The sequence below is a fragment of the Methylobacterium sp. V23 genome, from assembly GCF_002917135.1.
Classification (GTDB): Bacteria; Pseudomonadota; Alphaproteobacteria; order Rhizobiales; family Beijerinckiaceae; genus Methylobacterium.
This window is the reverse complement of record NZ_PDHT01000037.1, coordinates 1-26,126: the sequence shown is the minus strand read 5'-3', so window position 1 is coordinate 26,126 and position 26,126 is coordinate 1. Positions and strand designations below refer to the sequence as shown.

The following is a 26,126-nucleotide window of genomic DNA, read 5'->3' as shown; positions in this document are numbered from 1 at the left end:
TCACCGCATTGTGAACGGTTTAAGCATCGCCTTGGACGCGGTTAGTTATTCGTCAACCATCACATCAGTAAAATAATTTGCCGATATGCTGAGGGTGCGACGTGGAACTGACATTCAGCTTGAACGCGATTCAGGTCCCGATCTTCGTCGTCGACGTTGAGCCGGGACCCCGCTTCCGCATCTTCGGCATGAACCGTGCGGCCGAGAAGGAAATTGGACAATCGTGCGAGAGCCTTGCCGGTCTCTTGTTCGAAGACTGTCTGGCACCTCATAAGGCTAGGATGCTGACCGACCGCTATGCCGTGTGCGTCCGGTCGCGTCAGTCGATGCACTTCGATGAGATCGGGGAGATGTCCCCGAACCAGGACTGGTATCGGACGACGCTCTCGCCGTGCGTCGATGAGGAAACGGGAAAGGTCGTCCGCATCCTGACGATCTGCCAGAACATCACCACGACGAAGCGTCTCGCCAAAGCGGCCTTCAAGGATGTGTTGACGAGTCTTCCGAACAGGCGCGGCTTCGAGACGATCGTCGACGATCGCTGTGATGAAGCGGCCCACTCGCATGTCGGCTTCTCCCTCGTCGTGGTCGACATCAACGATCTCAAGGCGATCAACGACACCCACGGGCACGGCGCCGGGGACGACGCAATCCGTTTCGTGGGCGCGTGGCTGACCGGATTTCTCCTCCCCGGCGAAACCGTCGCACGCGTCGGCGGTGACGAATTCCACATGATGCTCGAAGAGCCGACGCCAGCGCGTCTCACGCACCGTCTCGATCGCCTGCGTGAGGCTGCGGCGGCCGGGCTGGAGATCCAACAGATGCCCATCCGGCTTTCACTCTCCGCGGGCGGTTCTGTTTGGCACCTCGGCGATCCCGTCGCATCGATCCTGTCGGCCGCGGACTCTGCGATGTATGCCGAGAAGGACAGCCATCGCCGAAAGCGTTCGCCAGCCGAGATCCTCGCTAGCCTGTCCTGAAGACTCCGTCGACCCGGCGTTCCGCCACCCTCGCCCAACCGCGCAGGAGAACCGTACGGCGGCATCTGCCTCGTGCATGAATTGCCGACGTACCGGCGCCCGCGGGAAACTGGGACTTGCCGATCCGCAACACGACGGGTTCGCGAGGGACGCAGCCAGTCGCCGCGGAACGCGTGTGTCCGGTCTTACCGGATGATGCGGCATCGGCGTTGTCGGCCTGCAGCCGGCGATAACGCGCGAGCCATGCGCGGACTGTCGACCCGATGGACCGGATTGCTTGGGCAGCCTCGCGGCCTTGCGAGACCAAGACATCGACCGGGCGCAGCTTGGCGACGCGCGCGTCGGCCGCATGCTTCGTCCATCCCAGGATGACATCCTCCCCATGGCGCGAAGCCATGCCTGAGGGAGGACCACGTTTCCGGGGGCAGGCCACCGGCGGACGTGGCACGCGTGCGCCAAAACGAGCCAAGCCCTGACGTGGCGGATCCTCGGCCGCAACCCAGCCGGCGCCGTCGGCGGGACGAAGGTCGAGACGACGACGATGCGGGCGCGGGACGCCCAACCCGACAGCTCGGCTGTTCGCCGACTTCCGGCCGACGCGGATGTTCACGCCAGTCCTGCCGGGTGCGCTCTGTGGCTCGCGCCGCGCGGAGGTGACCGCGCTGCCCTGGAGAGCTCTCGACGTTGCAGCCGGGCCGCCGGCGATCGTCGAGAGCACCGGGCAGACCCAGCGCGGCACCCGGGCGAAGGGGACGAAGAGCGGGCAGGCTCGGCGCGTCGCTTCCACCACCTGCGGCACAGCCATGCGACACAGCGGCTGTGGCGCGGCAGCCACCCCAAGATCGCGCAGGAGCGCTGGGGTCACTCCGGCATCGGCATCACGCGCGATCCGTACGCCCCCGTGCGGCCGGGGATGCAGGAGGACGCCGCGGCGCAGGTTGACGCCGCCCTGCGGGCGGCCATAGACAGGGGTGCCGGTTGATTGGGTCGCAAATCGGTGGCAGCGGGCCATTTCCCGGTGTTTCGGCAGAGGAAAATTCTTCAGCGTCTGCTAGGGTTTGGAAGGGTGGCCGAGTGGTTTAAGGCAGCGGTCTTGAAATTCGCCCTCGGCCATCCCGCTCAATCCTAGCCAGTCAGATAACGTGCTGTTCTGACTGCCTAAATCGGGTTGCGGGCGTTCTCTCATCGTTCTCTGTCCCGGCTCGTACCAATGAGTTGGGTAGCAAAAGCGGTAGCAACCGCCCTGCCCTGACGAACCCGCAGCCAGACCGTTATGAGCAGTCGGCTCAGGCGCACAATTGTCGTGTCTGACGGTTGCCCCCCGCATGAGCCTCGGTTGGCTCGCGCGAGGTGAACTGATGGCGCCACGAACCGCAGCCGTCGTCGCTGGTGCAGGCTGCGCTCTGATCGGGCCGGCGGCGGCCTATGCTCTGACTAAGAACCCCACAGACCAGATCATCCTGTCCCTGTTCATCGCCGCGTCGGTCGTGGTCACGATCCTGATCCTCGGTCTTCGATCCCACGACGATTGAAGAAAGGGACTGCGTCACGGCAGCTCAAGATCTCGGTCCCCACCACGCAGCCAAGAGACCTGGCTCACATGCTGCTCAGGCGCACCGAGGGACGGCTCTGCATCTCCACCATCCTCTAGGTCAGCATCCCCATCCGCGGCGTCGAGGATCGCTACGATGCGGTCGACGACATCAAGAGCGAGCTCGGCCAAGCGCTCGAACTCTTCCCGCGGGATGGTCTTTGCCTGGATCCGGCGAGAGGCTGGGAAGCGGATGAGATTGCTCATCGGGCATCCGATCTCTGCACAAGCTCGGCAGGCAGCAAAGAAGCTTCTGCGATGGAAGGCTCTTCCGGTGTACGCCGCTCAGGCACCAGGATGCCAACGACGGTTCCCACGATTTTCTCGCGCAGCTGGTCGAAGGAGTAGGGCCCATCGCTAGTGAACAGCATGCCACCGCTTCGGCAGAAGCGTTCCATTGCCTCCCGAGTCACAGGCCGGTTGATCGGGTCGACCCACCAGGCGGGCGAAGTGCTGCTGCCAAGAGTTCGAAGGTTGGTCTGTAGGATCGACCGAGTCCCGTTGTTCCATTCCAGCAGGCAGAGCGCCCCCTGGGTAGGCTCTCGGAGCATCGTATCAACGACCACGGTTTCACCCTCACGCACCAGGGGGTAGGCCGCAGCGCGCTCCGCACGGTGTCTGACCATACCTTCAGGGCAATCAGCCATCAGGGGCAGATTCGGCGGCAGTGGCCGATGCTGATGCATCACCTCGGCGGGCACGTAGACGCCGATGACCCGATGGGCTCTCTCAATCAGGCCGGCATCCAGGTACTCGCGGCGCCCAGACACCGGTGCCATGACCTCAACGACGGGCGTGATGGTCGAACCCTCACCAACATCGAACATCCCCGCGGTGAATCTTTGCGTGAGGTCCCAGATCTCAGGGCCCCTGTCCTTGCGATAGAGGATGGCAAGGCCAGCACCGACTGGGCTCACCGGCTCGACGATGACGCAGCTACCAGGCGGACAGCGCAGGCCCGCACCGTCAGCATCGACCTTGAGAGCGTAGGCCTCAGGATGCGCATCAACGGGGGCAGGCACGCTCCCGACCGGCGGCGGATTGCTGACACTGGGACTTGGATCAGAACGTCGGATGAAACGACCTGCGGCGTCTCGGAGACGTTCGGCGCGCGCACGGATATCCGGTGCAGCCTGGGCTTTCCGAAGGGTGTTGCTCGGCTTCGCCATGCCAGCCTCCCTCAACCGAGCTGCACGAAGCCGTAGGCGAACACGCCCCCGGCGATGATCAGCACGGCGGAGACGAGGTCTCCGGCGAAGTCGAGGAAGCGCGGAGCCCGGACATGCGCCGAGTCGGGCCGCACCGGGGTAATGACGGGGCCGTCCTCTGCCTCGGCCTCATCAGGCTCCAGCAAGGGCATCGGACGGGAGTAAACCGCTGCGAAAGGCGAGCGAGGGCGTTCACCAGCGCGAGCCGATGCTATAGAATTCCGGGAAGCCATGATCGTCTCCAGAGGACGTGAGTGGTCAGGGCCGGAGGGAAGCTCTCACCCTTCCTTCCGGCCTGTTTTCGTGGTACCATCAAGCTCGATGGTCGTCAACTCGTGGTACCATGAGACAGCTAGCTAAGCCGCGGCCGAAACAGCCTGGCATCCAGATCCAAGTGCGCGTTCAGCCAGAGCAGGTCGCGTTGCTCGACGCCTGGATCACAGACCAGCCTGAACCTAAGCCCTCACGCCCCGAAGCGATCCGCCACGCTCTAGCAGAGTGGCTTACTCATCGAGGTTACGTTCGACATCGGCAGGATACTGAGGACACCAACTGACTACGGAGTTGGTTGCGCTTGCTGCAATGTATATTTACTCAGCTTTATATGACTAATGCAATGGAATAAATCATGTCGATTGCCGGGGATCCGAACGTAGATCAACCTGTCCAGCGTCATTGGAAATTTCGTTGGGAAGACTTAGCGACGCTTCCCGCAAAGGGCGAGCGGCACGTTCAACCTCGTGGTGGCGCCTTTCGCATGTACGCTGAAGGCGCATTTAAAGGCTTCGATATCGAATGCCTTCCGCTACTGAAGAAAAGTGTTAAGCTAAGAGGACAAGGGCGCTGCGTTTATTGCGGAGGAACGCACGATGCTGCAGGACGCCCGCTAAAATTGACTAGCGAGCATGTGGTGCCAGAGTTCCTAGGCGCAGGGCTAGAGCTTACGGCATCATCTTGTGACGCTTGCCAAACTAAAACTTCAAGCTTCGAACACGCCCTGTCTGAAGATCTTTTTGGCCCGGCCAGGAGCGTCCTAGATATCAAGGGCAAGTCCGGGACACTGGATCTGCGTCACATCCGACTTGATCTTGGGGGATTGACTTCCGATCCGCACGTGCTGCCTGCCTTCCACCATCCGACGATCCTCATACTTCCCTCTTTGTATCCGGCTCCGGCCTTCAGCTCCGCACCAGTCGGCATTGATCATCCTTATGCGTTTTGGATGTACAACATAAATGCGGACAAAAAAGCACTGGACCAGTATGATATCGAAGCTTTCTCGACGCAGACAGTAGACCAGCTCAGATTTTCTCAACTTCTTGCGAAAATTGGTCACGTATATGGTTCTAGTTATTTCGGGGTAGGTAGTTTCCAGCCTGCTTTAACGCAGTTGATTCGAGGAGATTATCCAATAGCAGATCCAAATCCGCCAAGAGAATTCTATTCGCACATTGGATGTCTTTGGCAATGCCGGGATTATGATGGCAAGTCAGAATGCCTCCATGAAATCCAGCCTGGATCAATAAACTTCAATGGAAAGTTGACCAAAGCTGTGCGCATTCGCCTCTTTTCCTGTTTCGACATGCCGTCCTATTTTGTGGCACTCGAATGAAGTTCTCAAAGCGGCTCAGCCCTTAGCGCCTTCTACAATGAGCTCTATCTCGCAACCACTGAGACGCCTGCGAAGAAGCCATGAGCAGACCGCTCCGGATGCTTGAGAGTGAAAGGGCCGACGCCCTCGATCGTCTCTCCGAGGTGGCCCGTCTGGCATCGCTCCTAGCCGACCAAGTGCTGGACTCTCAGATCATGATTCGGCCTTCCCATTGCAGCGACGGCGTTGAAAGCTGCGCGAGCATGGGCAGGCACCATGCATGCGCATAGTCAATTTCGACCTTAATTGTAATAATTGATGAAATATGTCCCCATATATCGGTGGTATAGAGAAACTTCCCATCCAGAAATACAGTGATACAAATTATTTAATCAATATAGGTTTTCGACGCACAGCAAGATTTCTCATCTATGATCCCTTTGTGACACAGTGACTATGTAAATTTCCCAGCCAATTGACAGGGCTGCAAATTGCTAGGCTACTTCTTACCGCAAGTTCCAAATTCCCGAGGATACCCTGTGACAAACTTGGTGCGCGGCCTCTCAATAGTAATTGTGGCATTAGGTATCCAGCAGCCAGCGTATGCCGCATGTGATGCGACAAAAATCTTGCGAGAGAACTTATATTCGTACGACAGTTCAGTTCAAACATTTTTATCTTACGTTGACTCTCTTACCCGTGACAATCGAAGCGCAAGCTCAAGCAATGCGTCAATCAAGTATAAAGGGATTGACCTCTCTGCTTCGGAGGCGCAAGCGTTATCAAGTTATTTTAAAAGCCAGAGCGACTTTAGACTAGCTCAGTCTGATCGAAGGTCTATCCTTTCTACCGAATTGGCTCCTGACTCGGTTACGGCATATATAGAATGCTTAAAAAACGAGACGAGCAATATGACCATCACAGCTCCAGACGGATCTGATGCTCAGGAACAATTTCAGATTACAGTGAAATGGCACCCAACCTACCCCGTTTCGGTAGTAGACGGAGCCACTAGTAGAAAGGCTTCCCTCAATATCGTCAACGGAACCGCTTTGGAAAACGAGAAATTAATAACCGATAAAGGATCAATATCATTCAAAATAAAACGTGACAGTTTATGCAAACCGATCAGCATAACCGCGTCGATCGACAACAGAGAGAGTGACTTTTTTACTTTCCCGGCCGTCCCGCAGTTTAAGATAAACCTTACAAAAAAGACTGTTGATTCGTTTGTTATAAGGAGGAGCGGACATTATGGCAATACTGAATTTGCCACTAATATCTGCATCGTCAATGATCCGAGCACCGCGCTATTGCCATCTTCCGCGAAAGTTAATGTAACAGGTGCTGGGATGGACTGGGAAAATCGCTCGAAGATAAATATCCTGGACGGAGCAGATCAGCTCGGAGTTTGTGCTAGAGTGTATTCGGGAGGCGTGCCCTGCGATAGCGAAAAGTGCTATCACGAGACTACTGGGCATCTTTCTGTTTTGCAGGCCAGTACAGAGCGTGTGATGACCTGCAAGGCTGAGAATTAGGACAGCCTAAATAAGATTGGTCGTCAATATTTTCTCTCGCTGGCGCCTGAGTGGCCATCAGTCGCTCAGGTGCCGTGCTCAGCGCGAAAACCAGCGCCTTTTCCATTGTATCGACGAAGTAGGCAGGCGTACCTTCGGTCAATGATGCACGGCAGCCTATGATCCCGAACGACCCTCAAACTGGCCTTGCAGCGATCGTAGCAAGGCATCAACGCCTTGCGGTCTTGCGGGCACTAATCAACGAGGCATTGAACGGAAGCTCGAACGATGGAGTGCTGTCGGATGCTCTGGACGAGTGCGGCCTCGGATGCACTCACGCTGCACTCCAGGCTTGCCTCCGACACCTTGAGCAATCCGGCCTCGTGACCGTGACAGCAGCCGGGGCCACTACGGTGGTGCGGATCACGCGCGAGGGCCATGAGGTGGCTACCGACAAGGCACAGGCTGATGGCGTGCTGCCTTTCGGCGTCGATTGCTCCTACTGACAGGGTGCGCAGACTGGGAAGGCCTCCGATGCACGACGACGCCGAGGACCACGCGACGCTGAAGCGCCACCACGAGAGGTTGGAGCTGCTCTACGCTGAGCTGGAGCGCTCCCAGTCCAGGGAGACGATCGCAGCGATGCTTGGTGTGTGCGCGGCGGTTCGCCGGGTTGACAATCCACACTACCGGTACGCAGTCGAGCAGATCGTCTGGATCAAAGGGCCCCTCGAAGCCAAACGGGACGGCATCGACCTGGCTGCGGTCCATCAGGGCATCGCGAGGTTGGTTAGGGCCTTGAGGTCCCCGGCGCTCCGCGATCCGTAGCGGTGGAAGTGACACTGTAACGAACGAGAGGATCTAGACGTGGCAGCCTCGGGTATGGCTGAAGTGGCATGAAGCGTTGGGCTGATGCTCACCAAGGCACATAGAGGCGAAGGGCTACCTGAAATGAGGCTGACTCATCTCTGGAGGATGAACGCTGCTTGTGCCGCGCTCATCGCCGCTCTGTGCACGCCAGCACGCGCCCAGGTGCAGCCAGAACCCTTCAGCTATCCTATCAGCCTCGATCCTTACGGCGACAACTTCCTGGCGCTGCGGAGCCTGCCGAGTGGCACCGAAGGTGTTCGGCTCGCAAAGCTCGGACCTGACACGCTGTTCAGCGAGATCGGACGTCGAGGCGGATGGGTGAACATCCGGCTTCCGTCCGGACAGACCGGGTGGGTCAGTGCCCGATTTGTAGGATGCTGCCGTACAGTCGCGAATAGCCCAAGCGTGTTGAGTGGATCGGCCTCTTCCTCGTGCGAGGAGTTGTGGACCGAGAAGAACACGATCTTCAAGGCGGCCGGCTACTGCTTCCGGACCTCACAGGCTATCCAAGCGTTCGGAAACGCGGGCTGTCAGTTCGACGACGAGGCAGATGTGCCTCTGTCGGCACGTCGGAGAGAGCAAGTCGTCCAGCTACGAGCCACGGCGAAGGCGCTTGGATGTGCGCGATAGGTAGTCTTACCACAAACACTAAAGGACCTCACAGTTACCATGAGTTTATATCAATTCAACAGTATCCGCGGCGAGAGAGAATGCCGCCTATCGAATATTAAGGATAAATGTCAAAAAGTTTTTGTTTTGGTAATTGGCAGTTTTCTGGCTGGCATAATATCTGCGCCTGCTAAAACTCACGCAGATCAGCTTCAAGACAAGCTTTGCGTAATAAATTCGGCCCAAAAATCTCCACAGGTCCCTGGATTGTCGATCGTCGGCAGCAGCACGGCAGCATTCGATACCAGGAAGGCGGCGGAAAAACTGGCTTCCGGTTTTGGAACGCTCGAACAAGCCTCATCATCCTTGAACCCGACTTTTGGATTTCTTGATGGCTCCCTCGCCGAGGCTATTCGTTATCAGTATAGTCAAGGCGGACCGGAAGCTGTGAAAGAAAGACTTGTTGTTGCATTGGCAAAGACTATTTCCGGGGCTTCAATGGTGGAGTTAAATGTTAAGGTCGCGGGGCAGGATGCGACTTTTGGATACATATGCGCTTGGAGTTACACGACTTCGACCTATACTGTTCCACTAGGTCTTATACGCTAAATATAATGCGGATTATTCCGCTCAAATGAGGATCGGTCGCATTGAAATATTAGTCCTGTTCATTTCCATTAGTAGATCGGGCAATATTTTAAAAAAAAGTATTTAAGTTCATAAATCAGATTTTTGTCTAGCTTGCCGCCGACAGATCAGTGCGCCCACCAGCATCAATTGTTGCTAGACATCCGTCTATAGACTGCTGCCTAACTATAGCCGCGAAAGAGGAAAGCCTATGGCTGAGAAGCAGGGCCACAGCGCTGATCGCAGCGAGACCAAGGCCACGAAGGGCGCCGAGCGCGAGCGGGCGGCGCAGGAAGCCTGGGCCGAGATCCATGATGCCAGCAGGGCTCATGACGAGAGGACAGAGCGCCTGAAGGCTGCACGGCTCGCGCGCCTGGCCGGGCAGGACGGGTGAGCCTAACGATGCCCGGCGACGCCCAGACCCTCGAGCTCCTGGTGGGGCTCCACGAGCTCGCCATCTGCCGGCTGTTCGAGGCGGTCCCCGGCGGTGACGAGGCCAAGCGCCTATTCGTCCAGGACGTCCAGCGTCTTCTCGACAGCACGAACGAGGTCCAGGCGCACTCACCAGCCGCTCAGACCTACGAAGCGCTGCTGAGGCGCCTCGGCGCAGCCACTCCTGACGCTGCTGGTGGCCTGGGCGTTGTGCCCACGCCAAAGCAGGGGCTGCCTACATCTGGCTCAGGCGAGTAGGCTCCTAGCGGCTTCATCGAGTAGATCGACGAAGAACTGGGAGGCTGAGGAAGACTGAAGCCTGAACAGACATCCTAGTGGAGGGAAGAGAGAGCCTGTGATGCCGATCACGCGAATCGAGAAAATATGCGCTGGTGTAGTTGTTCAAAGAGCCGAACCCGCGAAAAGATCCAAGAGGTACACCTGCTTTCCATCTGGCAAGAATATGGACCCAGTCCTTCTTCCGACTTTGGATGATGTGGCAGACTACCTCCGCTCAAACCCGAACTCGGGCGTACGAATGTACCCGGGAGGATCTAAGATAGTAGACGATATATTCATCGACGGCGTTGCACGCTAGAGCGCCGAATGAATTCCTCAAGGTCATTCAAATTTGAGGTCAGAGACAATAGGTGGATGAGGTGTAATGCGCCCCGAGCTTTAGCCAGCAGTCTAAATCCCAAACTCGCTATTCTTTCATTAGACCAGGAGTTAAGCACCTCATGCACAGCCGAATTTCAGCGAGGCATCACCTAAGCGGGTGACAGATAGCTAAGCAGCCCACCGCGATAACTCGATACCGGCTCTATTCCAATGTCGTTTAATGCCGCCGTCATATACTTCCTACGGTCTGATAGCACTTCTTTCTCAGTAAGAAAGACCCGCTGGAATATTTCCGCGTGAGACCGACTTTCTTTCAAGGCGGTATCATAGACACAATAGGATCCAGAAACGTCATCTATATACAAGAAATCTCTAATCGTCTTGCAGGTGAACTTTGCAACCCCATAAACGCCAACATTTGGTTGCTTGGAAGACCGAGCTCTTTCAACAAGTCCCTCTGCGGTAGTTTTAATTTCTAAATCTGTTGCCTGTTGTTCTCTTAGGACCGACCATCCGCTAGTCTCTGCAGCAGTGATGGCGCTCTTAGTCATAATTCCCTTTTTTCTATCTACATGAAAAGGGGATATTAGTATTCGCGTTAGGACCTCTTCATCCCCGACTGTTCCGTTTGAAAAGTCACTAGAAATGAATGCTTGACAGGCTCCATTCTGATGGCGCCTGTCAAGTATCTCTGCACGCATATACTTTAGTTCTGCATCTTCAATCATCGCTAGGGTCGAGCGACAGTATGCGCACCGCAAAGGTATGCTGCCTAATTCGAGACTAATGCGTTTTTGATGGCGCCGGGTATTGTCTTCCCATCAAAGGAGACTTGCCCAGGAGCGATTCCATCAATTGAATAAATGATGTTTCCGCCCGCCTCGAAGTTTAGCGTAGCATCAACTCCGTCATTTATTTCAAGAATAGCCGAACCATCTGCATGAAGGGTTGCAATTAGGCGTCCAGGCAATCCGGGGATAGAGGCACAGGCATGCACAAACAGAACAGCTTGAGTTATTGACTGCTGATCAGGCGCCGCCGCGTCCTCCCCGTCCCAACCCTTCAAAAAATTACGGAAGCTTGCAAGTTCACGGATTGTCGAGTCGCCAGCCCGCTTTGGTGCGATGATCAGCGGTGCGGTTTCGGACAGAGCAGATGGAGTACTGTCGGCGGAGGTGATTCGTCCCCGAGACGGAACGCCAATAAATGATCGGGTAATCGTCAAGTGCTTCTGACAAGAAGCACGCATCGGAGGTCGGCTAGTGGCCTGAACCACTTCCCCGTGCCGCATATACTCCGCCACGCTATAGTCCGTGGCGACAGTGGAGACGATTTCGAGCACGAATGAACTCAAGGATTGAGGGCAATGCGGTCGGCGGCTTCGCCGGTGATAGCGTCAGCCAGCACGAGCTTCAATATGGTATGCATTTCGTCCAACGTCGAGTGGGCACCTTCCGCCGATTCGAGCGGAGCGCTCGGCTTCAAGGTGTCTTGTACCATGGAGTATATCCCCACGGATCGACGCTGAGCGGGCGCATCAGAAGGCCCATCAACAGCTTGCGCTTCATGTATGTCTACTACATCAACGTTCAAATTTATCAGACGTAATTCAGACGAGCCGGGATTTCCGAATACGCCTACATGAGAGTGCCACAGTCCACCTGTCTCAAAACCAAAGCTCGGTATATATTTTGAATTTCTATTAAGAATGTCGCTATAATCGACCATTTCGGTCGGTTCACTCGACACAAATCTATCCCAATATTCCATTTTTATTGCAGAAATGTTTACCGTATTTAAGGCTAGGTTGAGATGGACGTCAAATACGGAGGCAATTCGCGCTCGAAAATCGGCCCAGCCCCTATAATAACTGGTTGTAATTAAGAAAAACCCGCGAGATATTACAATCTCGTCTCTCGCCTCTCCAGCATCAATCAAACTAAATGTTCTTGAATTTGGCATCTGCCCGGCAACATTGCCAGCCACAGCCTGTGGAGTTCCAATATTAATTATTAGCTGTGCGAAACCTGGATTGTTCTGGTTAATATTTTGCGGGATCGTTGCTGCATCAGGTGCCGCCTGATACCCCTGTCTTAAGAGCTCGCGACTTGCAAGAGCAAGCAATGTTTGCCACGGCTTTGTAGAGATAGGTTCCGCGAACATGAACGAGACTGTTACACGTTCGATGGCGTGTGTTTCGTGTGCCGGCTGCCAACGCATCGCGATCGATCAACTCCTATGTTTTCGAAGCATCCCCTTGACACGTTAAAGGACGATTGCGGGGCGGTACACCCGGGTAGTCCGAGGAGTGATAGGTCCCACGCATACCGTCCTGCTCGTCTCCAGACCTACCTACGTCGAGACGATCTTCCGCGGGCCGACAGCTTGCCGCCCCTGCGGCGTCTTAGCTCCAGTCGCCACCATGTCACCGAGGGGCATCTTCAGGCGCCGGTTGCCCTTTCCGTCGGTGGTTAGTGGGCCTCCTTCACACTGGCCAAGTCGTAGGTGGCGGGTCCGTCCTAGCCCTGTAGGAGTCCTGCAGTCAGCGTGTCGGGTCCTGTTCGGTAAAGGGGTGAGTTTGGGGGTGTTCAGCCGCGGAGGCGACGGGCGCCTGGCATTATGTCAGCAAATGCGCCGCGGCCGGTAGCTGCCCTGCCGGCGGAACGGTCTTCGAGCTGGTCGAGGATGACGTCCATAGATCCGTCGGGTCGCTGCTGAACCTGGGCTTGCATCGGCGGGCCGTTGTTGATGATGTTGACCTGTGGGCCGCTACCGCCTCGCGCAGCCGACGGCGGGGGCTGGAAGGCGCCGGATCGCACTGCGCCGCCGTTGGTGTACCCGCTCGCGCCGCGCCGCATCGCTTCCACGGCGCCGACGCCACCAAACCGGGCTACGTCGTCCTGAGACCACACAACCTCGCCAGCATGCACGATGCCTCGCACGTCGAACCGACCGCCGTCGCCGGTATACCCTCCGCGCTCGAACTCGAAGAAGCTCTTAGCGCTCGCCAACAGGCTGCCGAGGCCACCAGCCTGCGCCGTCGGGCCCTGGGCACCGGGTGCTGGGGCATTCGCTAAGGAGTTGCCACCTCCCAAGAGGCCGCTGAGCAGGCCATAATCACTCCCGCCGCGTTTCCCGAAGAGCACGTCGCTGATGCTGTTCGCGGCAAGGTCCGCCACCCGGCTCTTGATGTTGGAGAGGACGTTCTCGAGCACCTTGCCTTGGGCAACGCCGTCGCTGAGGCCGCGGACGAAGGTGCGCACTCCGTCCGACCCGATGTCGCGATACTGGTCCGTCCGGCGGGTGTTCTCGCGTAGCTCGTCCATGCGCTTCGCTGCCTCGCCGGCCTGGGCCGCATAGTCGGCGATCTTCGCGGAGAGGTCAGGGGTGACATCTCTCTCGGCGCGCTTCGCAGCGGTCAGGAGTTCGGTCTGAACGCGGTAGCGGGCGACCTCCTCGGCCCCGAGCCCGTATGTCCGGTTCTGCTCCTCCTGGCGCCGGATGCTGTTCTGAACGCTGCGCTCGGCGCTATCGAAGTCATCCCGCTTCTCGGAGTCGGACTTGCCGCTGCCGTCCTTGGCCGCGTCTGCCTGCGCGCGAGCCAGAAGGCGCTGGCGTTCTATCTGCCCCCGAGCGTCCGCCTCGTTGACCGGCTTTCCAATGAGTTCGAGAGTGCGGCGCCGTTCGGCAATGTCGGCTTTCTGGGCCGCCGTCTTCGCCTTCAGGCTGTCGATCTCCAGCTGATCCTGCCGGCGTAAAAGCTCCTGCGAGTCGATCAGCCTGCCGTTGGCATCCAACGAGGAGTCGACGGCCCGCTTGTAGGCGTCACGCGCTCGTACAGTTGCATCCACGTCAGCGAGCTCGGCGCGGCTTTCAGGATTGTTCAGCGAGGCGTTGAGAGCATTGAGGTTCTTCTGGTTCTCGGCCCGCTGCCTGAGGATAGGATCGTAATCGCGCGTGACGCGTCCGGCTTCTCGAGAGGATTTGATGGCTTCCTCGGTTGCGGCGCGGGCGCGATCCTCCGCCTCCAGTCGAGCGACCTCCACCTTTGCCGCGTCTCGTTGCGCGCGCAGAGGGTCAAGGAAGGCAGCACTCGCTCCGTTCTTCTCTGCGGCACTGACGCGAAGGTTCAGGTCGGCCAGCGTCGCCTGTGCCGTCACGGTGCCCATGCCCGAGGCCCGCTTGATGCTTTCCCATGCCTTGTCGGCGGTAGACGAGACGAAGTTCCAGGCATTGCCCCAGGCGGTGGTCGCGCTCGTGTTCTTGGCGACCTGGGCCTGGAAGACGTCACTAAGCGCGATCTGCGCCTGGGTTTTGTCGCCCTGCTCCGCCAGGGTGGCGATGTACTGCAGGGTGCGATCACTCAGGCCGCCGAGCTTGCTACCCAGGTCCTCGGCACCCTTAGCCGGATCGGCGAACATGCGGGCCAGTTCGGCGGTCGCCGTCGGCACGTCCTGCCCCGTGATCTTGGCGTATTCCGCCGTCTTCGCGATCAGGGTGTCGAAGACGGGGCCTGCGATCTCGCCCGTCGAGGCGTAGCCGGCGGCGATCTCTCGGGCGGTTGAAGTCGAGACCTTCCCGGCCTCCGCGTTGCGCGTTGCCAGGGCTTCAAGCTGCGCAATCGAGAGGTCCGTCGCCCGGCCGGTGGTCCGAAGCGACTGTGCAAGGGTCTCCTGATCCTTGGCATACTGCGACGAGGCCAGGGCGAACACCGCGACCGTCGCTGCAACTGCCGCGCCGGCTGCCGTGAAGGGAGTAACGAGGCCTTTCGCACTCTCGCCAAGCTGCGTCAGGCCCGCCTTCAAGCCGCCCTCGCGGTCAGCGAGCTGCTGCAGGAGCTGCGGGCCCTGCTGGAAGGCCGCGGTAGTCAGCGAGCCGCCGGAGCCGAGGGTGCTGGCGACATCAAACCCCTGGTACTTGATGAAGCTCTTGTCGTAGGTCGAGAGACCGCGGCGCGACGGGTCGTTGTCGTTCTGACCACCGTACCGGACGGCGGCGAGACCCCGCAGGCGGTCCCGCTCAGTCTCGTCGAAGTAGCCGCTGGAGAAGCCGCGCCCGATCTTGTCCTCTGCCGTCCCGAGCTGCTTCGCCCGCTTATACTCCTCATCCAGCTGCGTCCGCAGCCGCTCGAGCTCCCGGACGGTCGCTGGACTCGCGGACGGAGAGGAGGCCGGCGAGGATGCTGGTGCACCGGTGGCACCAGGCGCACGCCGGACAGCCTCCGCGGCCTCGCTCGACCTCTTGGCCAACCGGTCGGTGGCGGCGGTCGCCGCATCGGCAGCGGCGCCAACGGCCTTGAACGACTGCTCGCCCGCGCGACCCGCGTCCTCGAGTTCTCGCTTCAGGACCGCGCCACCTTCGACGCCGAGACGGATTGCGATGTTGGTCGGCATGGCGGCCTCCGTGGCTGGTCTATTTCACGAGGGGTCCCGCCTCGGGTTCGCCCATCTCGGCGAGGTGCTGGCGGACGTAGGCATTGAGGATGGTGGTGAGGGCTCGGGCATCCACCTTGAGCTCGTCCGCCATCGGGATGGCGACCCGCGCCGGCCAGGACAGCCAGGCGTCACGGTACTCGCGAGCGGTGTCGAAGAAGAGCTTTTCTGCTGCGGCTCGGTCGACGAGGGCGCCTGCCTTCTCGTCGAACTCGAGCTTCCGGAGGCGGGCCAGGTAGGTCTCTTTAAGGGCCCGTGCTTTGGCGAAGGGCATGGCCTGCCCGTCGACAATCACGGCATCTAGCAGGGCCTCGTCCGCCGGGTCGACTGTTGCATCAGCCGTTGCATCACGCGGTGATGCAACACGTGATGCACGGGCCTCGGCTTCGACCTCCGTGACGCCGTCCCGGCGGCCCGAGCGGGTCAGATCGATGTTAGCGGCCCGGTCAGCTAAGACCTCGGAAAACCTGACCTTTTGCCCGTAGGTCCGTACCGCGCCTGCCTTGATCTGGCGGGACAGCGTGCTGCGATTGATGCCGAGGCGATCGGCAGCGGCAGAGATGGTGATGAGGGGGTCAGAGAGCGTCTGTTGCATCAGTTTAGGACCCCGGCGCTAGGAACATCGGGGGCCCCGACCACCCGCATACGTTTTGAGGTCCCAGGGTCCCTGACGGGTGGGCCGGGGGCTGTCGGGTGGGACGCTCGGGTCCAGGATGGTCACGCAGCCACCCACGCGACCCGGTCACCTCGGTTGGCGAAGACGTCCCGCGTCTCACCTGCCGGGATGAAGATGCGACCGGTCCCTGGGGCTATGCCCATCGCCTTGCTGGCATCCGGGCTCGGTCCCCAGGCCATGTAGATGTCGATGCTCGGACGGACCTCGAAGATCGCATCGGCCAAGGGTGGATTGGGAAACTGGCCAGCTCCTGGGACCATCGCATCCGTCACCCCGGGTGCCGCCATGGTGCGGGACCAAATCAGTGCACCCACGAGCAGCATGCCCTGGGTAATCTCTCCATCCCGTCCGCCAACGTAAGCGCAGGTGATGTGCACGCCTGAGAGGGCCATGGGTCGGTCTCCTACGGGTCGTCGTCTTAGGAGGAAGGGATGGCACCCGCGGTCCTGGCCGGAGCCAGGTTCGCCGCCGCGGGTGCCTCACCGGGTGAAGGAATGAACCCCCGGCGATCTCGGATCAGGCGGCCTGGCGCTGGGCGTCGAAGGCCAGCGAGGGCGCGAAGTCCTGGTCGGCAATCAGGCTGGGTTCGATCTCGCGGCTGCGGACCTTGCCGGCAGTCTCGCGCAGGCGCTGGCCGAACTCGGTGGCGATGGCGATGGGGTCGCTGCCCTCGACCAGGGTGCGCCGGCTGTACATCGACCAGGGGTTCACCTCCGCGTGGATCTCCAGCTCGGGCATGGCCTGGGCAAAGCCCTGGAGTAGGACGGCGTTGGCAATGGCCACGGGCCCAGCCGGTCCGTGGATTGGATCGAACTGGCCCGCTGCTGCACCGCTGATGGTGATGCCGAGCATGGCGTGCGCCTTGGCGACAGAAGCCAGGGCCTTGGCCAGGTTGGCGGTAGCCGCCTCGATGTCGCTGGCATTCTGCTCCAGGCCGCCGGCAACACGCTCGCGCTCGGCGTCGACCCGAGCCGTCTCGATCCGAGCTTCCGTCTCGCTGATGCGGCGCTCGATCTCGGTAAGGGCATCGGTGATGCCGTAGGCCGTGCCCTCGATCTCCCGACAGGCGCGCTCGGCCTCGGCGATGGCAGCAGCATCACCATCCTCGATCAGCAGCTTGCGGCGGACGGCGACAGCCTTCTCGACGTCGGCAGCCAGGGACGATTGCCGGGCCTGCAGGTTGATGCGGGTGGTGATGAGGTCGACGAGCGCTGTCTCGTCGGTCCCAGCGTTGACTGGCTTGGCTTTGGCCATAGTGATCTCCGATCAAAGCGTGCGGAAGCGGGTCGCACGGGTGGCGAGGCGCTGAAGGTTGGGAAGGCGATGGAAACGAGCCCCGTCGAGCATCAGGCGAGCCTGCACAGATCCGCGGACGTAGTCGGCGACGGTGAGGCCGCGAGCCGCTGCGGTCTGGCGAACCGCCTCAGCGATGTCGCTGGTGACGGCTACGTTGAGCCGGTCGAGAAGTGCGATCTCGGAGTTCATACCCGAGATGGTGCCGGCCTATCGGAGGTCAGTCACCTGGTCGCAAACCGCGTTTAGCTGGTCGCGAACTGCGCTCGACAGAAGGCGCGCACCTCATAAGGTAAGCAGGCTGCCCGCCTCTCTGACAGAATTGAATCTGCGCTCCGCAATTGATGCTGCCCTCGGGAAAACGCACCAGGATGAAATCTACGGGTGAAATTCGATACGGTAAAAGCGTCTTTGAAGGTGCGAATTTTCACCTGCCCTTGATTAGCACCGCTCTTGCTGGTCATTGGCGAATTGACGCGCCAATGATGTTGCTCCTTCTTCAAGAAGGTTCGCCGAGCCCCAAAAAAGCGGAACACATTAATGCTGAGCCAGATGGTCGTAAATTTGCTGATCCCGGGAGATCCGCAGAAACTCACCCTTAATCTTCCAAGCACGAAATGGAACCTAGACCAAGTCCCGGAGTATGCAGATCGCAAGCAGGCGATGGCAGGATTTCAGTGCGCAGAAACCTATACGCTTAGCTCTTCGGTATCAAATATAGGCTCTCCAGCTTTTAACGCCGCCTTTGAAGATCTGACCCCAATCTTTCTCGCTTGCTCATATGCAACCGGTCTTACAGTGACAAGTCGCCACTCGGGACCTGGAAGCGAAGTCCTTATGATCCAAGGCTCTGAACATTGGCCCAGAGATAGGGCAATGGACGCGCCGTCATATGTTTTCTCATCGTCCTCTGAATTCGTGGACCTTGTGGAACGCTTCGTAGTAGCCTGGCCAACAGCAGGCAAGACCGAAAAGGCAAGGCTTCTAATTCATCATTGGCTTGATGCTATTGTTTGCTGGTCAATGGAAGACTTATATCTGAGTGCTACTACGCTTCTGCAAGTAATTGTTGCAACTGAGGCAGGCAAGCAGGGGAAGCAAGAACTCCGATTTTACGACGGCGTTGAGGCAGCAGCCCAACGATACGGCTTGAATGTATTGTCCAGCAATTTCAAAAATATGCGAAACGAACTTGTCCATGATGGACAACTGATCGGTCGGCGCTTTGCCGGTCCCGACAAGTTTGCTTGCGCCAACGTAATCGTAGAGGTGCTAAATTGGCTTGATAATTACATGCACGCGGCTCTTTCTCTTGGAGCGGTACGAAAGCAACGGTTTAAACCATCAGATTTGTACAATCTCAATGCTTACTCGATTGGCTAAAATAATTATTTAAAAACTTCAGCAACGAGCAAGGCGGCAATCGCTAGAACTTAGTAAAGGAATATATTTCTAGCATTTGCTGCCTGCTTTCAGTATGGTGTGCCTTCATATAACGTTATAAACTCACTGCGGTGCTTGCTCTCTATGTTTAGTGATTTGCGCAGACGTTCATGTCGGACCGGATAGAAATTTAACCAGCCGGTAGCTTTGCATTGGGTTCGATCGAAGCTCCTTGCAGCCATACCAACTAGTGATCTCTCCCAAACTGGGGGCGCAGATCTCTGGCGGCCACTTTTGGAAAGCGGATAGATTGGCCCAAACATAGTTGATCGGTGTACGCCTGAGTTTTCAGGCCTCCTCATCATTCAGCCCTTGCCAGACGACCCACGTCGCCTAGCTCGGCGAGCAGGTGTGCAGGCACCTTGGTATCCGGATCGTCAGGCGGCCTTGTGCGATTGGCCAGGGTCCACTGCCCGCCGGTGCTGCGCCAGCGGCGAAGGTGGGAGCGCCAGTCGTCATCGGACAGGCTGGCGAGGTAGCTGTCCGGACCAGCCGGCCTCCCGTCGGCAGCGGCTGGCTCGGGCTGGTAGTCGTTCCAGAGCTGGTTCCGGAGCCAGACCTCGGGGGTTTTCACGAATTCGGTCCCAGCCTTGCCAATCTGAACCTGCTCGGCAGCGTACGACTTAGCTCCGGCTATGATTTGATCTGGATCCGCACCTCGCTTCAGTGCCTCCAGCCACCGCTTCCGAGCAGGAGTGGCCTGGAAGCGCACGTTCCTCGGCGGATAGGCTGCCCTGAACTCCTCGAAGCGATCCGTCCCCTTGGGGACTATAGGGGAGTCTTCTCTTCTCTTCTCTTTTAGGCTTGAAGTGGTTTCAGGCGGCGCTTCAGACGCATCGTTTGTTTTCAATGGCTTAGGCGTCTGGTCCGGTATGTTTTTTTGAGTTTCCGCGCGGATTGCTCGGGTTTTTCCGCCTTTCCCAGCATTTTCTCGGTTTTTCATGACGGATTCGAGCTCACGGTCCGCCCGGGCGTTGTGGATGCGTCCGTCTTCCAAGGTGACCTTGCCGACGGCGACCAGTTCGGTGAGAGCTCGTCCGAAAGCCTTCACGGTCATGTTGCAGCGGCCCGACAGGCCGCGCTCGTTCAGCGCAATCGGCCCCTCATTGAGCATGATGAGCTGAACGACGACGTGGTAGGCCCGATAGGCGCTGTCGCTCAGCTTCTCGGTGCCATCCATCCAGGCCGGGATGTCGTGCTTGTAGAAGCCGACCATCAGCGCGCCTCCGCGATGATGTTGCATGCAAGATCCGCATAGCACTCGATCCGGATCGTGGGTCCCGAGCGCTGCTTCAGGATCTCGATCTCCAGCGTGTTGAGACAGCGGGCGAGGCGGTCTTCGTCGACGTCGGTGCGGTTTGCCTGATGCTCCAGATAGTAGCTGGGCCTGAACAGCCCGAGCACCACGTCAGCATCCTGCTCGATCGAACCACTCTCGCGCAGATCCGATAGGATGGGGCGCTTATCCTGGCGCTTCTCCACCTCGCGGTTGAGCTGGGACAGGCCCAGCACCGGAATGCCGAGTTCCTTTGCCAGCCCCTTCAAGCCGGAGCTGATTTCGGTCATCTCCTGCACCCGATTGCCCGAGTAGCGTTTGGAGGGCTTGATCAGCCCAAGGTGGTCGACGACGAGGACTGCGAAGGGCAGGCCCTGGCGCTCGGCCCTCAACTTCATCTGCCGGGCTCGCGCGGAGATCTGCGACAGGGTCAGGCCTGGCTGCTGCTCAATCCAGAGCGGGATGTCGGCGCAGGCCTCCGTCGCCTCGCGCAGCCGGGCCATGGCGGCCTCGGACAGCCCTCGTGCCTCAGCGATCGCCCGGTAGCTGATCGTGTCCCATTCCCGCGGATTGTAGGCCACAGCCGAGAGCACACGCTCGGACAGTTCCTCGGCGTTCATCTCCAGCGAGATCAGACCGACAGCGCCGCTGAGACGCGCGGCCGTCAGGGCGATGTGGATGGCTGCCGACGTCTTGCCCATTGCTGGCCTGCCGGCCAAAACGATGAATTGGCCTGGCCGCATACCGAGGGTCGCCGCGTCGAGCCGTGGTATGCCGAACGGCACCCCGAGGATGCCCTTGCCCATGCGGGTCTGATGGACCCGCCTCAGTACGCTGGCGACGCCCTGGCCCAGCGTGACACGCCTGGCGCTCTCATTCAGACCGGCGCTGGCGACCTCATCCAGAGCCTCGATCATGAAGGCCGCGTACTCGGTGGGACTATGGACGGATCCGGCTGTCATCGCAGCGACGGCAGCCTGCGAGGTCTCCAGCACCCGCCGCATCCTTGCGGCCTGGGCAATCAGCCTAGCGTAGCTGGCGGCACCACTGACGGTGATGGCTTCCGACACCAGCTTGGCGAGGTAGCCGCCGACGGTGAAGCCGCCGAGATCCGCGTTGCCAAGAACCGCTTTCATCAGCCCGAAATCGATGGCCTCCCCCGCATCCCGCCGCTGGATCATCACCTCGAAGATGTGCTGGTGCAGGGGTTCGAAGAAGTCGCTGGGCTGTACATGATCGCGAGCACGGTCCAGGGCATCGTTGTTATGGATGATGGCCCCGAGCAGGGCCTGCTCGGAGTCGAAGGCGTTTGGGGGCAGCACGTCGACAGCCGTAGCGGAGCCCGTCATCGCGTCACCTCGCGCTCAGCAGCCTGCAGAGCCAAGATGAGCTCCTGCAGTTTGGCCCGTGTGAGGCAGATGCCGGCCTTGGTCGGCACGGGCTCGCCGCGGCTGCTGCGGGGCGCCGAAAACACCCGCATGTCTATGAGGTCGTAGCCGTCATGGATGGCGACGCTGACCCGGATCTCCTGACTGTTGTTCTTGCGGATGCTAGCGATGTGGCGAAGATCGCTCATGCGCATCCCTCCACGCCGCCATTTGAACGTAATGTGGCAAGCCGATCCCTAAATGACTGCTCAGCTATCGATGCAACGGCTTCCACCTCCGAACAGGTCCGAATCCCGTAAGCGGCAAAGCTTTGCCGAAGCGCTGCGTCCAGTCGTTCTAATAGCGAAAGGGTGGCCGCATCGAAGGTCAGCCGGTTGGCGGTGGGGTGGTCCTTCATCGTCACCCAGAACACCTCCGCGAGATCGGCAGCAAGTGCTGCTGCATTGTCCCGAAGGACCTCCCGCATCTGTTGAGGCGTGATAGCCAAGCCGAGCTGTTCAAGGCTGTCACGAAGGACGATGCCGACAGAATGCTCGCTCATGCTGCGCCTCCTGCTTTGGCTGGATAGACGACGGACTCGGGGAAGTACCAGCGGCCGAACCGCTTAACGCCGTGGCTGCGACGAGCCCGGCGAAGTGCTGCATCCTGACTGATGCCCCAAACCATCGCTGCGGTTTTGAGCGGTACGAAGTTGCTCTCGGTAGGTTCGAGGGGATGCGGTGTAGCGCCAAGAAGGTGGGCACTTAGTGCGGCTCGAGCTGCGTCGAGGTCCGCGAGGAGCTTGGCGAGCTTGGGATCAGGAGCTGTCATTGACGCTCCCTCCAGGTGCCGGCGGAGGAAAAGGCCAGCTCGGCGATCACAGCGGCATGAGCTGCTGAAACACCGAAGCGGTGGGCGATGTGCTGGGCTTGGAGGGCAGGACGATCTGCGTTAGTTCTCTCGTCGCGAACTGCCAGGAACGCATTTGAGACACCCGCCGTCGCCCCGCGATGCGCGGGTTTTTTCATGGCTTAGGCCCCCTCCTGCCGCATGGCCACCGACTGGTTGAGAAGGCGCTCAAAGGCGACCAGCGGCACCAGCATCCGGCGACCGATCCGAATGGTTGGGATCTCTCCCCGCCCTGCTGCTTGGTAGGCGGTGTTTCGGCTGAGACCGAGCTGTCGCCCCGCCTCCTCAACGCTGATGGTCTTCCGCTCGCTCTGTTCGATCGTGCTACGCATCCGCCTGCTCCTTTAAGTGACGTGAATCAGTTTCAAAAACTAGGCGTGATTCGGTACCTTGTAAAGATATCTGATGCGATTTAGGATCATTAAAACGGATTGGGGGATGGCATGAGCGAGACGGAAGCACCCAAGAAAAGAGGCAGACCCGCTAAGTTTGCCGGTGAGCGAACCCGTGGGCCGCTTACAGTCCGACTGCGTGACGAGGTTCGGAGTGAGCTAGAGCGTGCCGCTGTGCAGAACGGGCGCTCGCTATCCGAAGAGATCGAGATGCGTATGGAAGTTTCGCTCGCCCAGAAAAACCAACTCCGCCATGAGTGGGGCGAAGATATTTTTCGGATCGCTGCCGCAATGGCGGGTAGTCTTACGCACATCGAGGATTGGAGAGAGAAGACTTGGACCGAGGACGATGAGGCTTATTCGCTCTTTTGTGGAGCGACATGCGAGTTGATCAAAAACTATCGAGATCGCGTTCTGAAAAACCGCCGCAGCTTCCCTCGCGGTGATATCAACAAAATGTCCAATGACGAGCGAGCTCAATACTTTGCTGCCCTTGGCGGTCTTGCCCCTCCGCGTCCGCCGGTCGAAACCATCGTGACGGACGAAGACTGATTTAATCTCAGCCCCTTCAATGGGAGATTCGTCATGAAGGGTCACATCCGCGAACGTTCGCCCGGCCGCTGGGCCATCATCCTCGACGCTCCAGATCAGGAAACTGGGAAGCGCCGACGGAAGTGGCACTCGTTCGCCGGCACGAAGCGAGAGGCGCAGAAGGAGTGCGCCCGCCTTATCACCGAGATGCAGGGCGGCGACTATGTTGAGCCCGGCAAGGAGACCCTGGCCAAATACCTCGACCGGTGGCTCGACCACATGCGCTCGCAGGTCTCTCCGCGGAGCCACGAGCGCTACGCCGAGCTGGCCCGGAAGAACGTCGCCCCTCTCCTCGGCAGCGTGATCCTCGCGAAGCTGCGGCCGGAGCAGATCTCGGAAGCGTACTCCAAGGCTCTCGTGAGTGGCCGGCGCGATGGGTCGGGTGGACTTTCCCCCCGTACCGTCCACCACATGCACCGCATCCTGCGCCAGGCGCTGAGCCAAGCCGTGCAGTGGCGGATCCTCGCCCGAAACCCTGCCGACGCCGTTGGAGGGCCCAAGGTCGAGAAGACGAAGATGCGGGCTCTGGACGCCCATGAGACAGCTCAGCTGCTCGCCCACTTCCGGCCGACGCGGATGTTTACGCCAGTCCTGCTCGGTGCGCTCTGTGGCCTGCGCCGTGGAGAGGTGACCGCTCTGCGCTGGAGAGCTATCGACTTCGCAGCCGGGCAGCTTGCGATCGTCGAGAGCACCGAGCAGACCCACCGTGGCACTCGAGCAAAGGAGACGAAGAGCGGAAGGTCTCGACGAGTCGCCCTTCCCTCGATTGTGGTCGACGAGCTCCGCCGTCAGCGCATCCGGCAAGCCGAGGAGCTTCTGAAGCTCGGCGTTCGCCTTTCGGATGATGACCATGTCTTCGCACAGGCGGACGGCATGCCCGTTCAACCCAACAGCCTGACGCACGAGTTCACGCGCATCCTGGCTCAGTCGAGCGCCCTGCCCCGGATCCGCTTCCACGATCTGAGGCATAGCCATGCGACACAGATGCTCGCCAGCGGCATCCACCCGAAGATCGCGCAGGAGCGCCTTGGCCACTCCAGCATCGGCATCACGCTCGACCTGTACTCCCACGTGATGCCTGGGATGCAGGAGGACGCCGCGGCGAAGGTTGACGCCGCCATGCGGGCGGCCATAGACAGGGTTGCCGGTTGATTGGGTAGCAAATCGGTAGCAACGGGCCATTTCCCGGTGCTTCGGCAGAGGCAAAATTTTTAGTCTCTGCAAGGACTTGGAAGGGTGGCCGAGTGGTTTAAGGCAGCGGTCTTGAAAACCGCCGTGGGGGCAACTCCACCGTGGGTTCGAATCCCACCTCTTCCGCCATCGCTCCGCTAAGTTGTTGATGTCCGTCAATCAGGGCTGCGGATGTGTAGCGGCGTCTCTGTACCGGGTTGATCTCACCCCTGGAGATGAGAAAGCAAATTCATAAGTTCGCATTCCAAACCTTCCGCGCAAATTTCATCCTTCAGACGACTGCACTCACACTCCCCTTCCCTGTAAGGGAAGGGAATAGGCCTGCGTGATCATTGGTAAGAGCAAAACAGCGACGCCGGACTCAAGCCTCGCCAGCCTCGGCAGCAGTCTGCAATCCTTCACTGCTCATCCAGAGGACGCCTGCCTCCGAGTGGATGGCATGCGCGATCAGGCCCATGACTATTTTCGTCTTGGCGGCGTCGAGCGCCGTCTCAGAGCTTTCGTGCTCTTCGTGGTTCCACTGTCCGTTCACCTGGTTGGTCGCGTCGCCCCATTCTAAGATCCACATCGCGTGCTCCTCTGTCGTGAGAGAAGCGGCAGGCGGGGCAACGTGGTTCCATGATGCCGTTGCACTGCTGTAGAGGCACAATTTAGTAGGCCAGTTCATGATCAGACGGGGCGCCGCGAAGCGCCCCAATCCACGCTATGAGGCTTTCAGTTCGATCAGCTTTCGGCCGATATTGTACAGGCGCTTCTCATCTTCATGTGCGCACCGCGTAAGGTTCGCTATTTTGTGGTTGTCGCGTTGGCCCATTTTGGAGGCCTCAATGACGTGCGCCATCTCTTTCGCATCGCCCTTACTGAAAGCCTCTTTCAGCTCGGTTCGACCTTTCACGTCTTCGCCTTGGTTCAGGCTCCAGTCCAAGTCCTCTTTGACTGATTTCCAACTGGCGGACATTTTTTTCTCCCTTGTCCCAATCGGGACAAGCATGAGGATACGCTGCTTTTTACTCGCGTCGAGCCGTCGAAAGCTCATTGAGCACTCGCCGAGCGATCTTACTGGCGTCAAAAGCCGAGCCTTTCGGCGCAACCTCACTGCACTCCGCCCAGCGGCTAGTCAGGTGCCTACCGGACCTGGTGGTCGCTCAGCACCGTTCTCCGCTCTTAACCTTCAGGTGCTGCTCGACCTTAGTCATCACCGAGCAGGGATCGTGGCCGCGGTCCTTCGCAAGCAACAGCAGGTCGGTCATTAGGTCGACGACATCACAGGGCGGGGCAGCATCTCCCCATCTGCGGGCTGCTCCTTCAGCGTGAAGGTATGCGTCGAGGGCGACCTGAGCGAGTTCGGCTCTTCGATAAAGCTTAGCCATGGGCGTTCTCCTCGACCGCCCGGCCATGATTATTCTAGGGTGTGAACCGAACCAAGGCGTTGCGAGCGTTATCGTTTTGTGATTCAGAGCCGCCGTTTGCAGCATGGAGGCGGCGATGGCAGATCTGTTTTGGCTTTCCG

33 protein-coding genes and 1 tRNA gene are annotated in these 26,126 nt (G+C 59.2%); 14 read left to right on the top strand and 20 right to left on the bottom strand.

Annotated elements, in window-relative coordinates; translation table 11 throughout:
- Positions 1–101: 101 nt before the first annotated feature.
- Together CRT23_RS23545 and CRT23_RS28010 are read left to right on the top strand one after the other, a co-directional pair.
- Complete coding sequence (locus CRT23_RS23545) at positions 102–980, top strand: sensor domain-containing diguanylate cyclase (RefSeq protein WP_103712023.1); 879 nt, start codon at positions 102–104, stop codon at positions 978–980.
- A 1,325-nt stretch (positions 981–2,305) separates the two neighbouring features.
- Positions 2,306–2,512: a hypothetical protein gene (locus CRT23_RS28010; protein WP_146056474.1), complete on the top strand. Its 207-nt coding sequence runs from the start codon at positions 2,306–2,308 to the stop codon at positions 2,510–2,512.
- Between the two features lie 14 nt (positions 2,513–2,526).
- Here the strand turns inward: CRT23_RS28010 and CRT23_RS23535 are convergent, their stop codons facing one another.
- Genes CRT23_RS23535 through CRT23_RS23525 form a run of 3 tightly spaced genes read right to left on the bottom strand, consistent with a single transcriptional unit; the run spans position 2,527 to position 3,925 of the window.
- Entirely contained in the window at positions 2,527–2,778 is a 252-nt protein-coding gene (locus tag CRT23_RS23535; protein ID WP_103712022.1) for a hypothetical protein, read from the bottom strand.
- Positions 2,775–3,740 (bottom strand): hypothetical protein, encoded by a 966-nt coding sequence (locus tag CRT23_RS23530; protein ID WP_146056473.1) that lies wholly within the window; start codon positions 3,738–3,740, stop codon positions 2,775–2,777. The genes CRT23_RS23535 and CRT23_RS23530 overlap by 4 nt, the downstream gene beginning before the upstream one ends.
- A gap of 11 nt (positions 3,741–3,751) precedes the next feature.
- A complete protein-coding gene (locus CRT23_RS23525) occupies positions 3,752–3,925 on the bottom strand; it encodes a hypothetical protein (protein ID WP_245436522.1) in 174 nt (57 codons plus the stop codon).
- A gap of 482 nt (positions 3,926–4,407) precedes the next feature.
- Between CRT23_RS23525 and CRT23_RS28005 the strand changes: the two genes are divergently transcribed.
- The 8 genes from CRT23_RS28005 (at position 4,408) to CRT23_RS23500 (ending at position 9,683) form a co-directional block, all read left to right on the top strand.
- A complete protein-coding gene (locus CRT23_RS28005; RefSeq protein ID WP_146056472.1) occupies positions 4,408–5,391 on the top strand; it encodes a hypothetical protein in 984 nt (327 codons plus the stop codon).
- Positions 5,392–5,909: 518 nt separating this feature from the next.
- A complete protein-coding gene (locus tag CRT23_RS28000; RefSeq protein ID WP_146056471.1) occupies positions 5,910–6,908 on the top strand; it encodes a hypothetical protein in 999 nt (332 codons plus the stop codon).
- 362 nt (positions 6,909–7,270) lie between these two features.
- Entirely contained in the window at positions 7,271–7,393 is a 123-nt protein-coding gene (locus CRT23_RS29665; protein WP_280952002.1) for a hypothetical protein, read from the top strand.
- Between the two features lie 28 nt (positions 7,394–7,421).
- Complete coding sequence (locus CRT23_RS23515) at positions 7,422–7,715, top strand: hypothetical protein (RefSeq protein ID WP_103712018.1); 294 nt, start codon at positions 7,422–7,424, stop codon at positions 7,713–7,715.
- A gap of 447 nt (positions 7,716–8,162) precedes the next feature.
- Positions 8,163–8,387 carry a YARHG domain-containing protein gene (locus tag CRT23_RS23510; RefSeq protein WP_103712017.1) on the top strand — a complete coding sequence of 75 codons (225 nt, stop codon included), beginning with the start codon at positions 8,163–8,165 and terminating at the stop codon, positions 8,385–8,387.
- 39 nt (positions 8,388–8,426) lie between these two features.
- Positions 8,427–8,975: a hypothetical protein gene (locus tag CRT23_RS27995; RefSeq protein WP_146056470.1), complete on the top strand. Its 549-nt coding sequence runs from the start codon at positions 8,427–8,429 to the stop codon at positions 8,973–8,975.
- Positions 8,976–9,204: 229 nt separating this feature from the next.
- The gene (locus tag CRT23_RS23505; protein ID WP_103712016.1) at positions 9,205–9,387 is read left to right on the top strand and encodes a hypothetical protein; all 183 of its coding nucleotides are present in this window, start codon (positions 9,205–9,207) and stop codon (positions 9,385–9,387) included.
- Positions 9,388–9,395: 8 nt separating this feature from the next.
- On the top strand, positions 9,396–9,683 hold the full coding sequence (locus CRT23_RS23500) for a hypothetical protein (protein WP_103712015.1): 288 nt from the start codon (positions 9,396–9,398) through the stop codon (positions 9,681–9,683).
- Between the two features lie 512 nt (positions 9,684–10,195).
- Here CRT23_RS23500 and CRT23_RS27990 read toward each other — a convergent pair.
- The 8 genes from CRT23_RS27990 to CRT23_RS23470 form a co-directional block, all read right to left on the bottom strand.
- Positions 10,196–10,774, bottom strand: a complete 579-nt coding sequence (locus tag CRT23_RS27990; protein ID WP_146056469.1) for a hypothetical protein — start codon at positions 10,772–10,774, stop codon at positions 10,196–10,198.
- 44 nt (positions 10,775–10,818) lie between these two features.
- The gene (locus CRT23_RS27985) at positions 10,819–11,388 is read right to left on the bottom strand and encodes a hypothetical protein (protein ID WP_146056468.1); all 570 of its coding nucleotides are present in this window, start codon (positions 11,386–11,388) and stop codon (positions 10,819–10,821) included.
- 8 nt (positions 11,389–11,396) lie between these two features.
- Positions 11,397–12,266, bottom strand: a complete 870-nt coding sequence (locus tag CRT23_RS23495) for a TIGR04255 family protein (RefSeq protein ID WP_103712014.1) — start codon at positions 12,264–12,266, stop codon at positions 11,397–11,399.
- Positions 12,267–12,634: 368 nt separating this feature from the next.
- A complete protein-coding gene (locus CRT23_RS23490; protein WP_103712013.1) occupies positions 12,635–15,439 on the bottom strand; it encodes a phage tail length tape measure family protein in 2,805 nt (934 codons plus the stop codon).
- 19 nt (positions 15,440–15,458) lie between these two features.
- Positions 15,459–16,073, bottom strand: coding sequence for a hypothetical protein (locus CRT23_RS29295; protein ID WP_245436521.1), 615 nt, complete (start codon positions 16,071–16,073; stop codon positions 15,459–15,461).
- A 122-nt stretch (positions 16,074–16,195) separates the two neighbouring features.
- The gene (locus CRT23_RS23480) at positions 16,196–16,546 is read right to left on the bottom strand and encodes a hypothetical protein (RefSeq protein WP_103712012.1); all 351 of its coding nucleotides are present in this window, start codon (positions 16,544–16,546) and stop codon (positions 16,196–16,198) included.
- A 124-nt stretch (positions 16,547–16,670) separates the two neighbouring features.
- The gene (locus CRT23_RS23475; RefSeq protein ID WP_103712011.1) at positions 16,671–17,408 is read right to left on the bottom strand and encodes a hypothetical protein; all 738 of its coding nucleotides are present in this window, start codon (positions 17,406–17,408) and stop codon (positions 16,671–16,673) included.
- A gap of 12 nt (positions 17,409–17,420) precedes the next feature.
- Positions 17,421–17,639 (bottom strand): hypothetical protein, encoded by a 219-nt coding sequence (locus CRT23_RS23470; protein WP_103712010.1) that lies wholly within the window; start codon positions 17,637–17,639, stop codon positions 17,421–17,423.
- A gap of 348 nt (positions 17,640–17,987) precedes the next feature.
- Here CRT23_RS23470 and CRT23_RS27980 point away from each other — a divergent pair, with 348 nt between their 5' ends.
- The gene (locus CRT23_RS27980) at positions 17,988–18,830 is read left to right on the top strand and encodes a hypothetical protein (protein WP_146056467.1); all 843 of its coding nucleotides are present in this window, start codon (positions 17,988–17,990) and stop codon (positions 18,828–18,830) included.
- 361 nt (positions 18,831–19,191) lie between these two features.
- On the opposite strand, the gene CRT23_RS23465 is transcribed toward CRT23_RS27980, so the two are convergent.
- The 6 genes from CRT23_RS23465 to CRT23_RS23440 all read right to left on the bottom strand — a co-directional run bounded on the left by CRT23_RS23465 (position 19,192) and on the right by CRT23_RS23440 (position 22,774).
- Positions 19,192–20,106 (bottom strand): YdaU family protein, encoded by a 915-nt coding sequence (locus CRT23_RS23465; protein ID WP_181017438.1) that lies wholly within the window; start codon positions 20,104–20,106, stop codon positions 19,192–19,194.
- The gene (locus tag CRT23_RS23460) at positions 20,106–21,515 is read right to left on the bottom strand and encodes a replicative DNA helicase (protein ID WP_103712008.1); all 1,410 of its coding nucleotides are present in this window, start codon (positions 21,513–21,515) and stop codon (positions 20,106–20,108) included. The genes CRT23_RS23465 and CRT23_RS23460 overlap by 1 nt, the downstream gene beginning before the upstream one ends.
- Positions 21,512–21,742 carry a PC4/YdbC family ssDNA-binding protein gene (locus CRT23_RS23455; protein ID WP_103712007.1) on the bottom strand — a complete coding sequence of 77 codons (231 nt, stop codon included), beginning with the start codon at positions 21,740–21,742 and terminating at the stop codon, positions 21,512–21,514. The genes CRT23_RS23460 and CRT23_RS23455 overlap by 4 nt, the downstream gene beginning before the upstream one ends.
- Positions 21,739–22,095: a hypothetical protein gene (locus tag CRT23_RS23450; RefSeq protein ID WP_103712006.1), complete on the bottom strand. Its 357-nt coding sequence runs from the start codon at positions 22,093–22,095 to the stop codon at positions 21,739–21,741. The genes CRT23_RS23455 and CRT23_RS23450 overlap by 4 nt, the downstream gene beginning before the upstream one ends.
- 265 nt (positions 22,096–22,360) lie before the next feature.
- Positions 22,361–22,561 carry a hypothetical protein gene (locus tag CRT23_RS23445; protein WP_103712005.1) on the bottom strand — a complete coding sequence of 67 codons (201 nt, stop codon included), beginning with the start codon at positions 22,559–22,561 and terminating at the stop codon, positions 22,361–22,363.
- A gap of 3 nt (positions 22,562–22,564) precedes the next feature.
- Positions 22,565–22,774 (bottom strand): helix-turn-helix domain-containing protein, encoded by a 210-nt coding sequence (locus tag CRT23_RS23440; protein WP_103712004.1) that lies wholly within the window; start codon positions 22,772–22,774, stop codon positions 22,565–22,567.
- 111 nt (positions 22,775–22,885) lie between these two features.
- Between CRT23_RS23440 and CRT23_RS27975 the strand changes: the two genes are divergently transcribed.
- The 3 genes from CRT23_RS27975 to CRT23_RS23430 all read left to right on the top strand — a co-directional run bounded on the left by CRT23_RS27975 (position 22,886) and on the right by CRT23_RS23430 (position 24,745).
- The gene (locus tag CRT23_RS27975; RefSeq protein ID WP_146056465.1) at positions 22,886–23,386 is read left to right on the top strand and encodes a hypothetical protein; all 501 of its coding nucleotides are present in this window, start codon (positions 22,886–22,888) and stop codon (positions 23,384–23,386) included.
- A gap of 33 nt (positions 23,387–23,419) precedes the next feature.
- Complete coding sequence (locus CRT23_RS23435) at positions 23,420–24,577, top strand: tyrosine-type recombinase/integrase (RefSeq protein WP_103712003.1); 1,158 nt, start codon at positions 23,420–23,422, stop codon at positions 24,575–24,577.
- Between the two features lie 78 nt (positions 24,578–24,655).
- Positions 24,656–24,745: transfer RNA gene (locus tag CRT23_RS23430), tRNA-Ser, on the top strand.
- 232 nt (positions 24,746–24,977) lie between these two features.
- Here CRT23_RS23430 and CRT23_RS23425 read toward each other — a convergent pair.
- The 3 genes from CRT23_RS23425 to CRT23_RS29290 form a co-directional block, all read right to left on the bottom strand.
- On the bottom strand, positions 24,978–25,184 hold the full coding sequence (locus CRT23_RS23425; RefSeq protein ID WP_103712002.1) for a hypothetical protein: 207 nt from the start codon (positions 25,182–25,184) through the stop codon (positions 24,978–24,980).
- A gap of 135 nt (positions 25,185–25,319) precedes the next feature.
- Positions 25,320–25,652, bottom strand: coding sequence for a hypothetical protein (locus CRT23_RS23420; RefSeq protein WP_103712001.1), 333 nt, complete (start codon positions 25,650–25,652; stop codon positions 25,320–25,322).
- A gap of 109 nt (positions 25,653–25,761) precedes the next feature.
- Positions 25,762–26,126, bottom strand: a 365-nt coding sequence (locus CRT23_RS29290; RefSeq protein ID WP_245436519.1) for a hypothetical protein, incomplete at its 5' end; no start/stop codon positions are given.

Coding starts and splice junctions, on each gene's coding strand:
- CRT23_RS28010 (WP_146056474.1), top strand. CDS start 2,306: ATGAGCCTCGGTTGGCTCGCGCGAGGTGAACTGATGGCGCCACGAACC.
- CRT23_RS23535 (WP_103712022.1), bottom strand. CDS start 2,778: ATGAGCAATCTCATCCGCTTCCCAGCCTCTCGCCGGATCCAGGCAAAG.
- CRT23_RS23530 (WP_146056473.1), bottom strand. CDS start 3,740: ATGGCGAAGCCGAGCAACACCCTTCGGAAAGCCCAGGCTGCACCGGAT.
- CRT23_RS28005 (WP_146056472.1), top strand. CDS start 4,408: ATGTCGATTGCCGGGGATCCGAACGTAGATCAACCTGTCCAGCGTCAT.
- CRT23_RS23515 (WP_103712018.1), top strand. CDS start 7,422: ATGCACGACGACGCCGAGGACCACGCGACGCTGAAGCGCCACCACGAG.
- CRT23_RS27995 (WP_146056470.1), top strand. CDS start 8,427: ATGAGTTTATATCAATTCAACAGTATCCGCGGCGAGAGAGAATGCCGC.
- CRT23_RS23505 (WP_103712016.1), top strand. CDS start 9,205: ATGGCTGAGAAGCAGGGCCACAGCGCTGATCGCAGCGAGACCAAGGCC.
- CRT23_RS23500 (WP_103712015.1), top strand. CDS start 9,396: ATGCCCGGCGACGCCCAGACCCTCGAGCTCCTGGTGGGGCTCCACGAG.
- CRT23_RS27990 (WP_146056469.1), bottom strand. CDS start 10,774: ATGATTGAAGATGCAGAACTAAAGTATATGCGTGCAGAGATACTTGAC.
- CRT23_RS23495 (WP_103712014.1), bottom strand. CDS start 12,266: ATGCGTTGGCAGCCGGCACACGAAACACACGCCATCGAACGTGTAACA.
- CRT23_RS23490 (WP_103712013.1), bottom strand. CDS start 15,439: ATGCCGACCAACATCGCAATCCGTCTCGGCGTCGAAGGTGGCGCGGTC.
- CRT23_RS29295 (WP_245436521.1), bottom strand. CDS start 16,073: ATGCAACAGACGCTCTCTGACCCCCTCATCACCATCTCTGCCGCTGCC.
- CRT23_RS23480 (WP_103712012.1), bottom strand. CDS start 16,546: ATGGCCCTCTCAGGCGTGCACATCACCTGCGCTTACGTTGGCGGACGG.
- CRT23_RS23475 (WP_103712011.1), bottom strand. CDS start 17,408: ATGGCCAAAGCCAAGCCAGTCAACGCTGGGACCGACGAGACAGCGCTC.
- CRT23_RS23470 (WP_103712010.1), bottom strand. CDS start 17,639: ATGAACTCCGAGATCGCACTTCTCGACCGGCTCAACGTAGCCGTCACC.
- CRT23_RS27980 (WP_146056467.1), top strand. CDS start 17,988: ATGCTGAGCCAGATGGTCGTAAATTTGCTGATCCCGGGAGATCCGCAG.
- CRT23_RS23465 (WP_181017438.1), bottom strand. CDS start 20,106: ATGGTCGGCTTCTACAAGCACGACATCCCGGCCTGGATGGATGGCACC.
- CRT23_RS23460 (WP_103712008.1), bottom strand. CDS start 21,515: ATGACGGGCTCCGCTACGGCTGTCGACGTGCTGCCCCCAAACGCCTTC.
- CRT23_RS23455 (WP_103712007.1), bottom strand. CDS start 21,742: ATGAGCGATCTTCGCCACATCGCTAGCATCCGCAAGAACAACAGTCAG.
- CRT23_RS23450 (WP_103712006.1), bottom strand. CDS start 22,095: ATGAGCGAGCATTCTGTCGGCATCGTCCTTCGTGACAGCCTTGAACAG.
- CRT23_RS23445 (WP_103712005.1), bottom strand. CDS start 22,561: ATGAAAAAACCCGCGCATCGCGGGGCGACGGCGGGTGTCTCAAATGCG.
- CRT23_RS23440 (WP_103712004.1), bottom strand. CDS start 22,774: ATGCGTAGCACGATCGAACAGAGCGAGCGGAAGACCATCAGCGTTGAG.
- CRT23_RS27975 (WP_146056465.1), top strand. CDS start 22,886: ATGAGCGAGACGGAAGCACCCAAGAAAAGAGGCAGACCCGCTAAGTTT.
- CRT23_RS23435 (WP_103712003.1), top strand. CDS start 23,420: ATGAAGGGTCACATCCGCGAACGTTCGCCCGGCCGCTGGGCCATCATC.
- CRT23_RS23425 (WP_103712002.1), bottom strand. CDS start 25,184: ATGTGGATCTTAGAATGGGGCGACGCGACCAACCAGGTGAACGGACAG.
- CRT23_RS23420 (WP_103712001.1), bottom strand. CDS start 25,652: ATGAGCTTTCGACGGCTCGACGCGAGTAAAAAGCAGCGTATCCTCATG.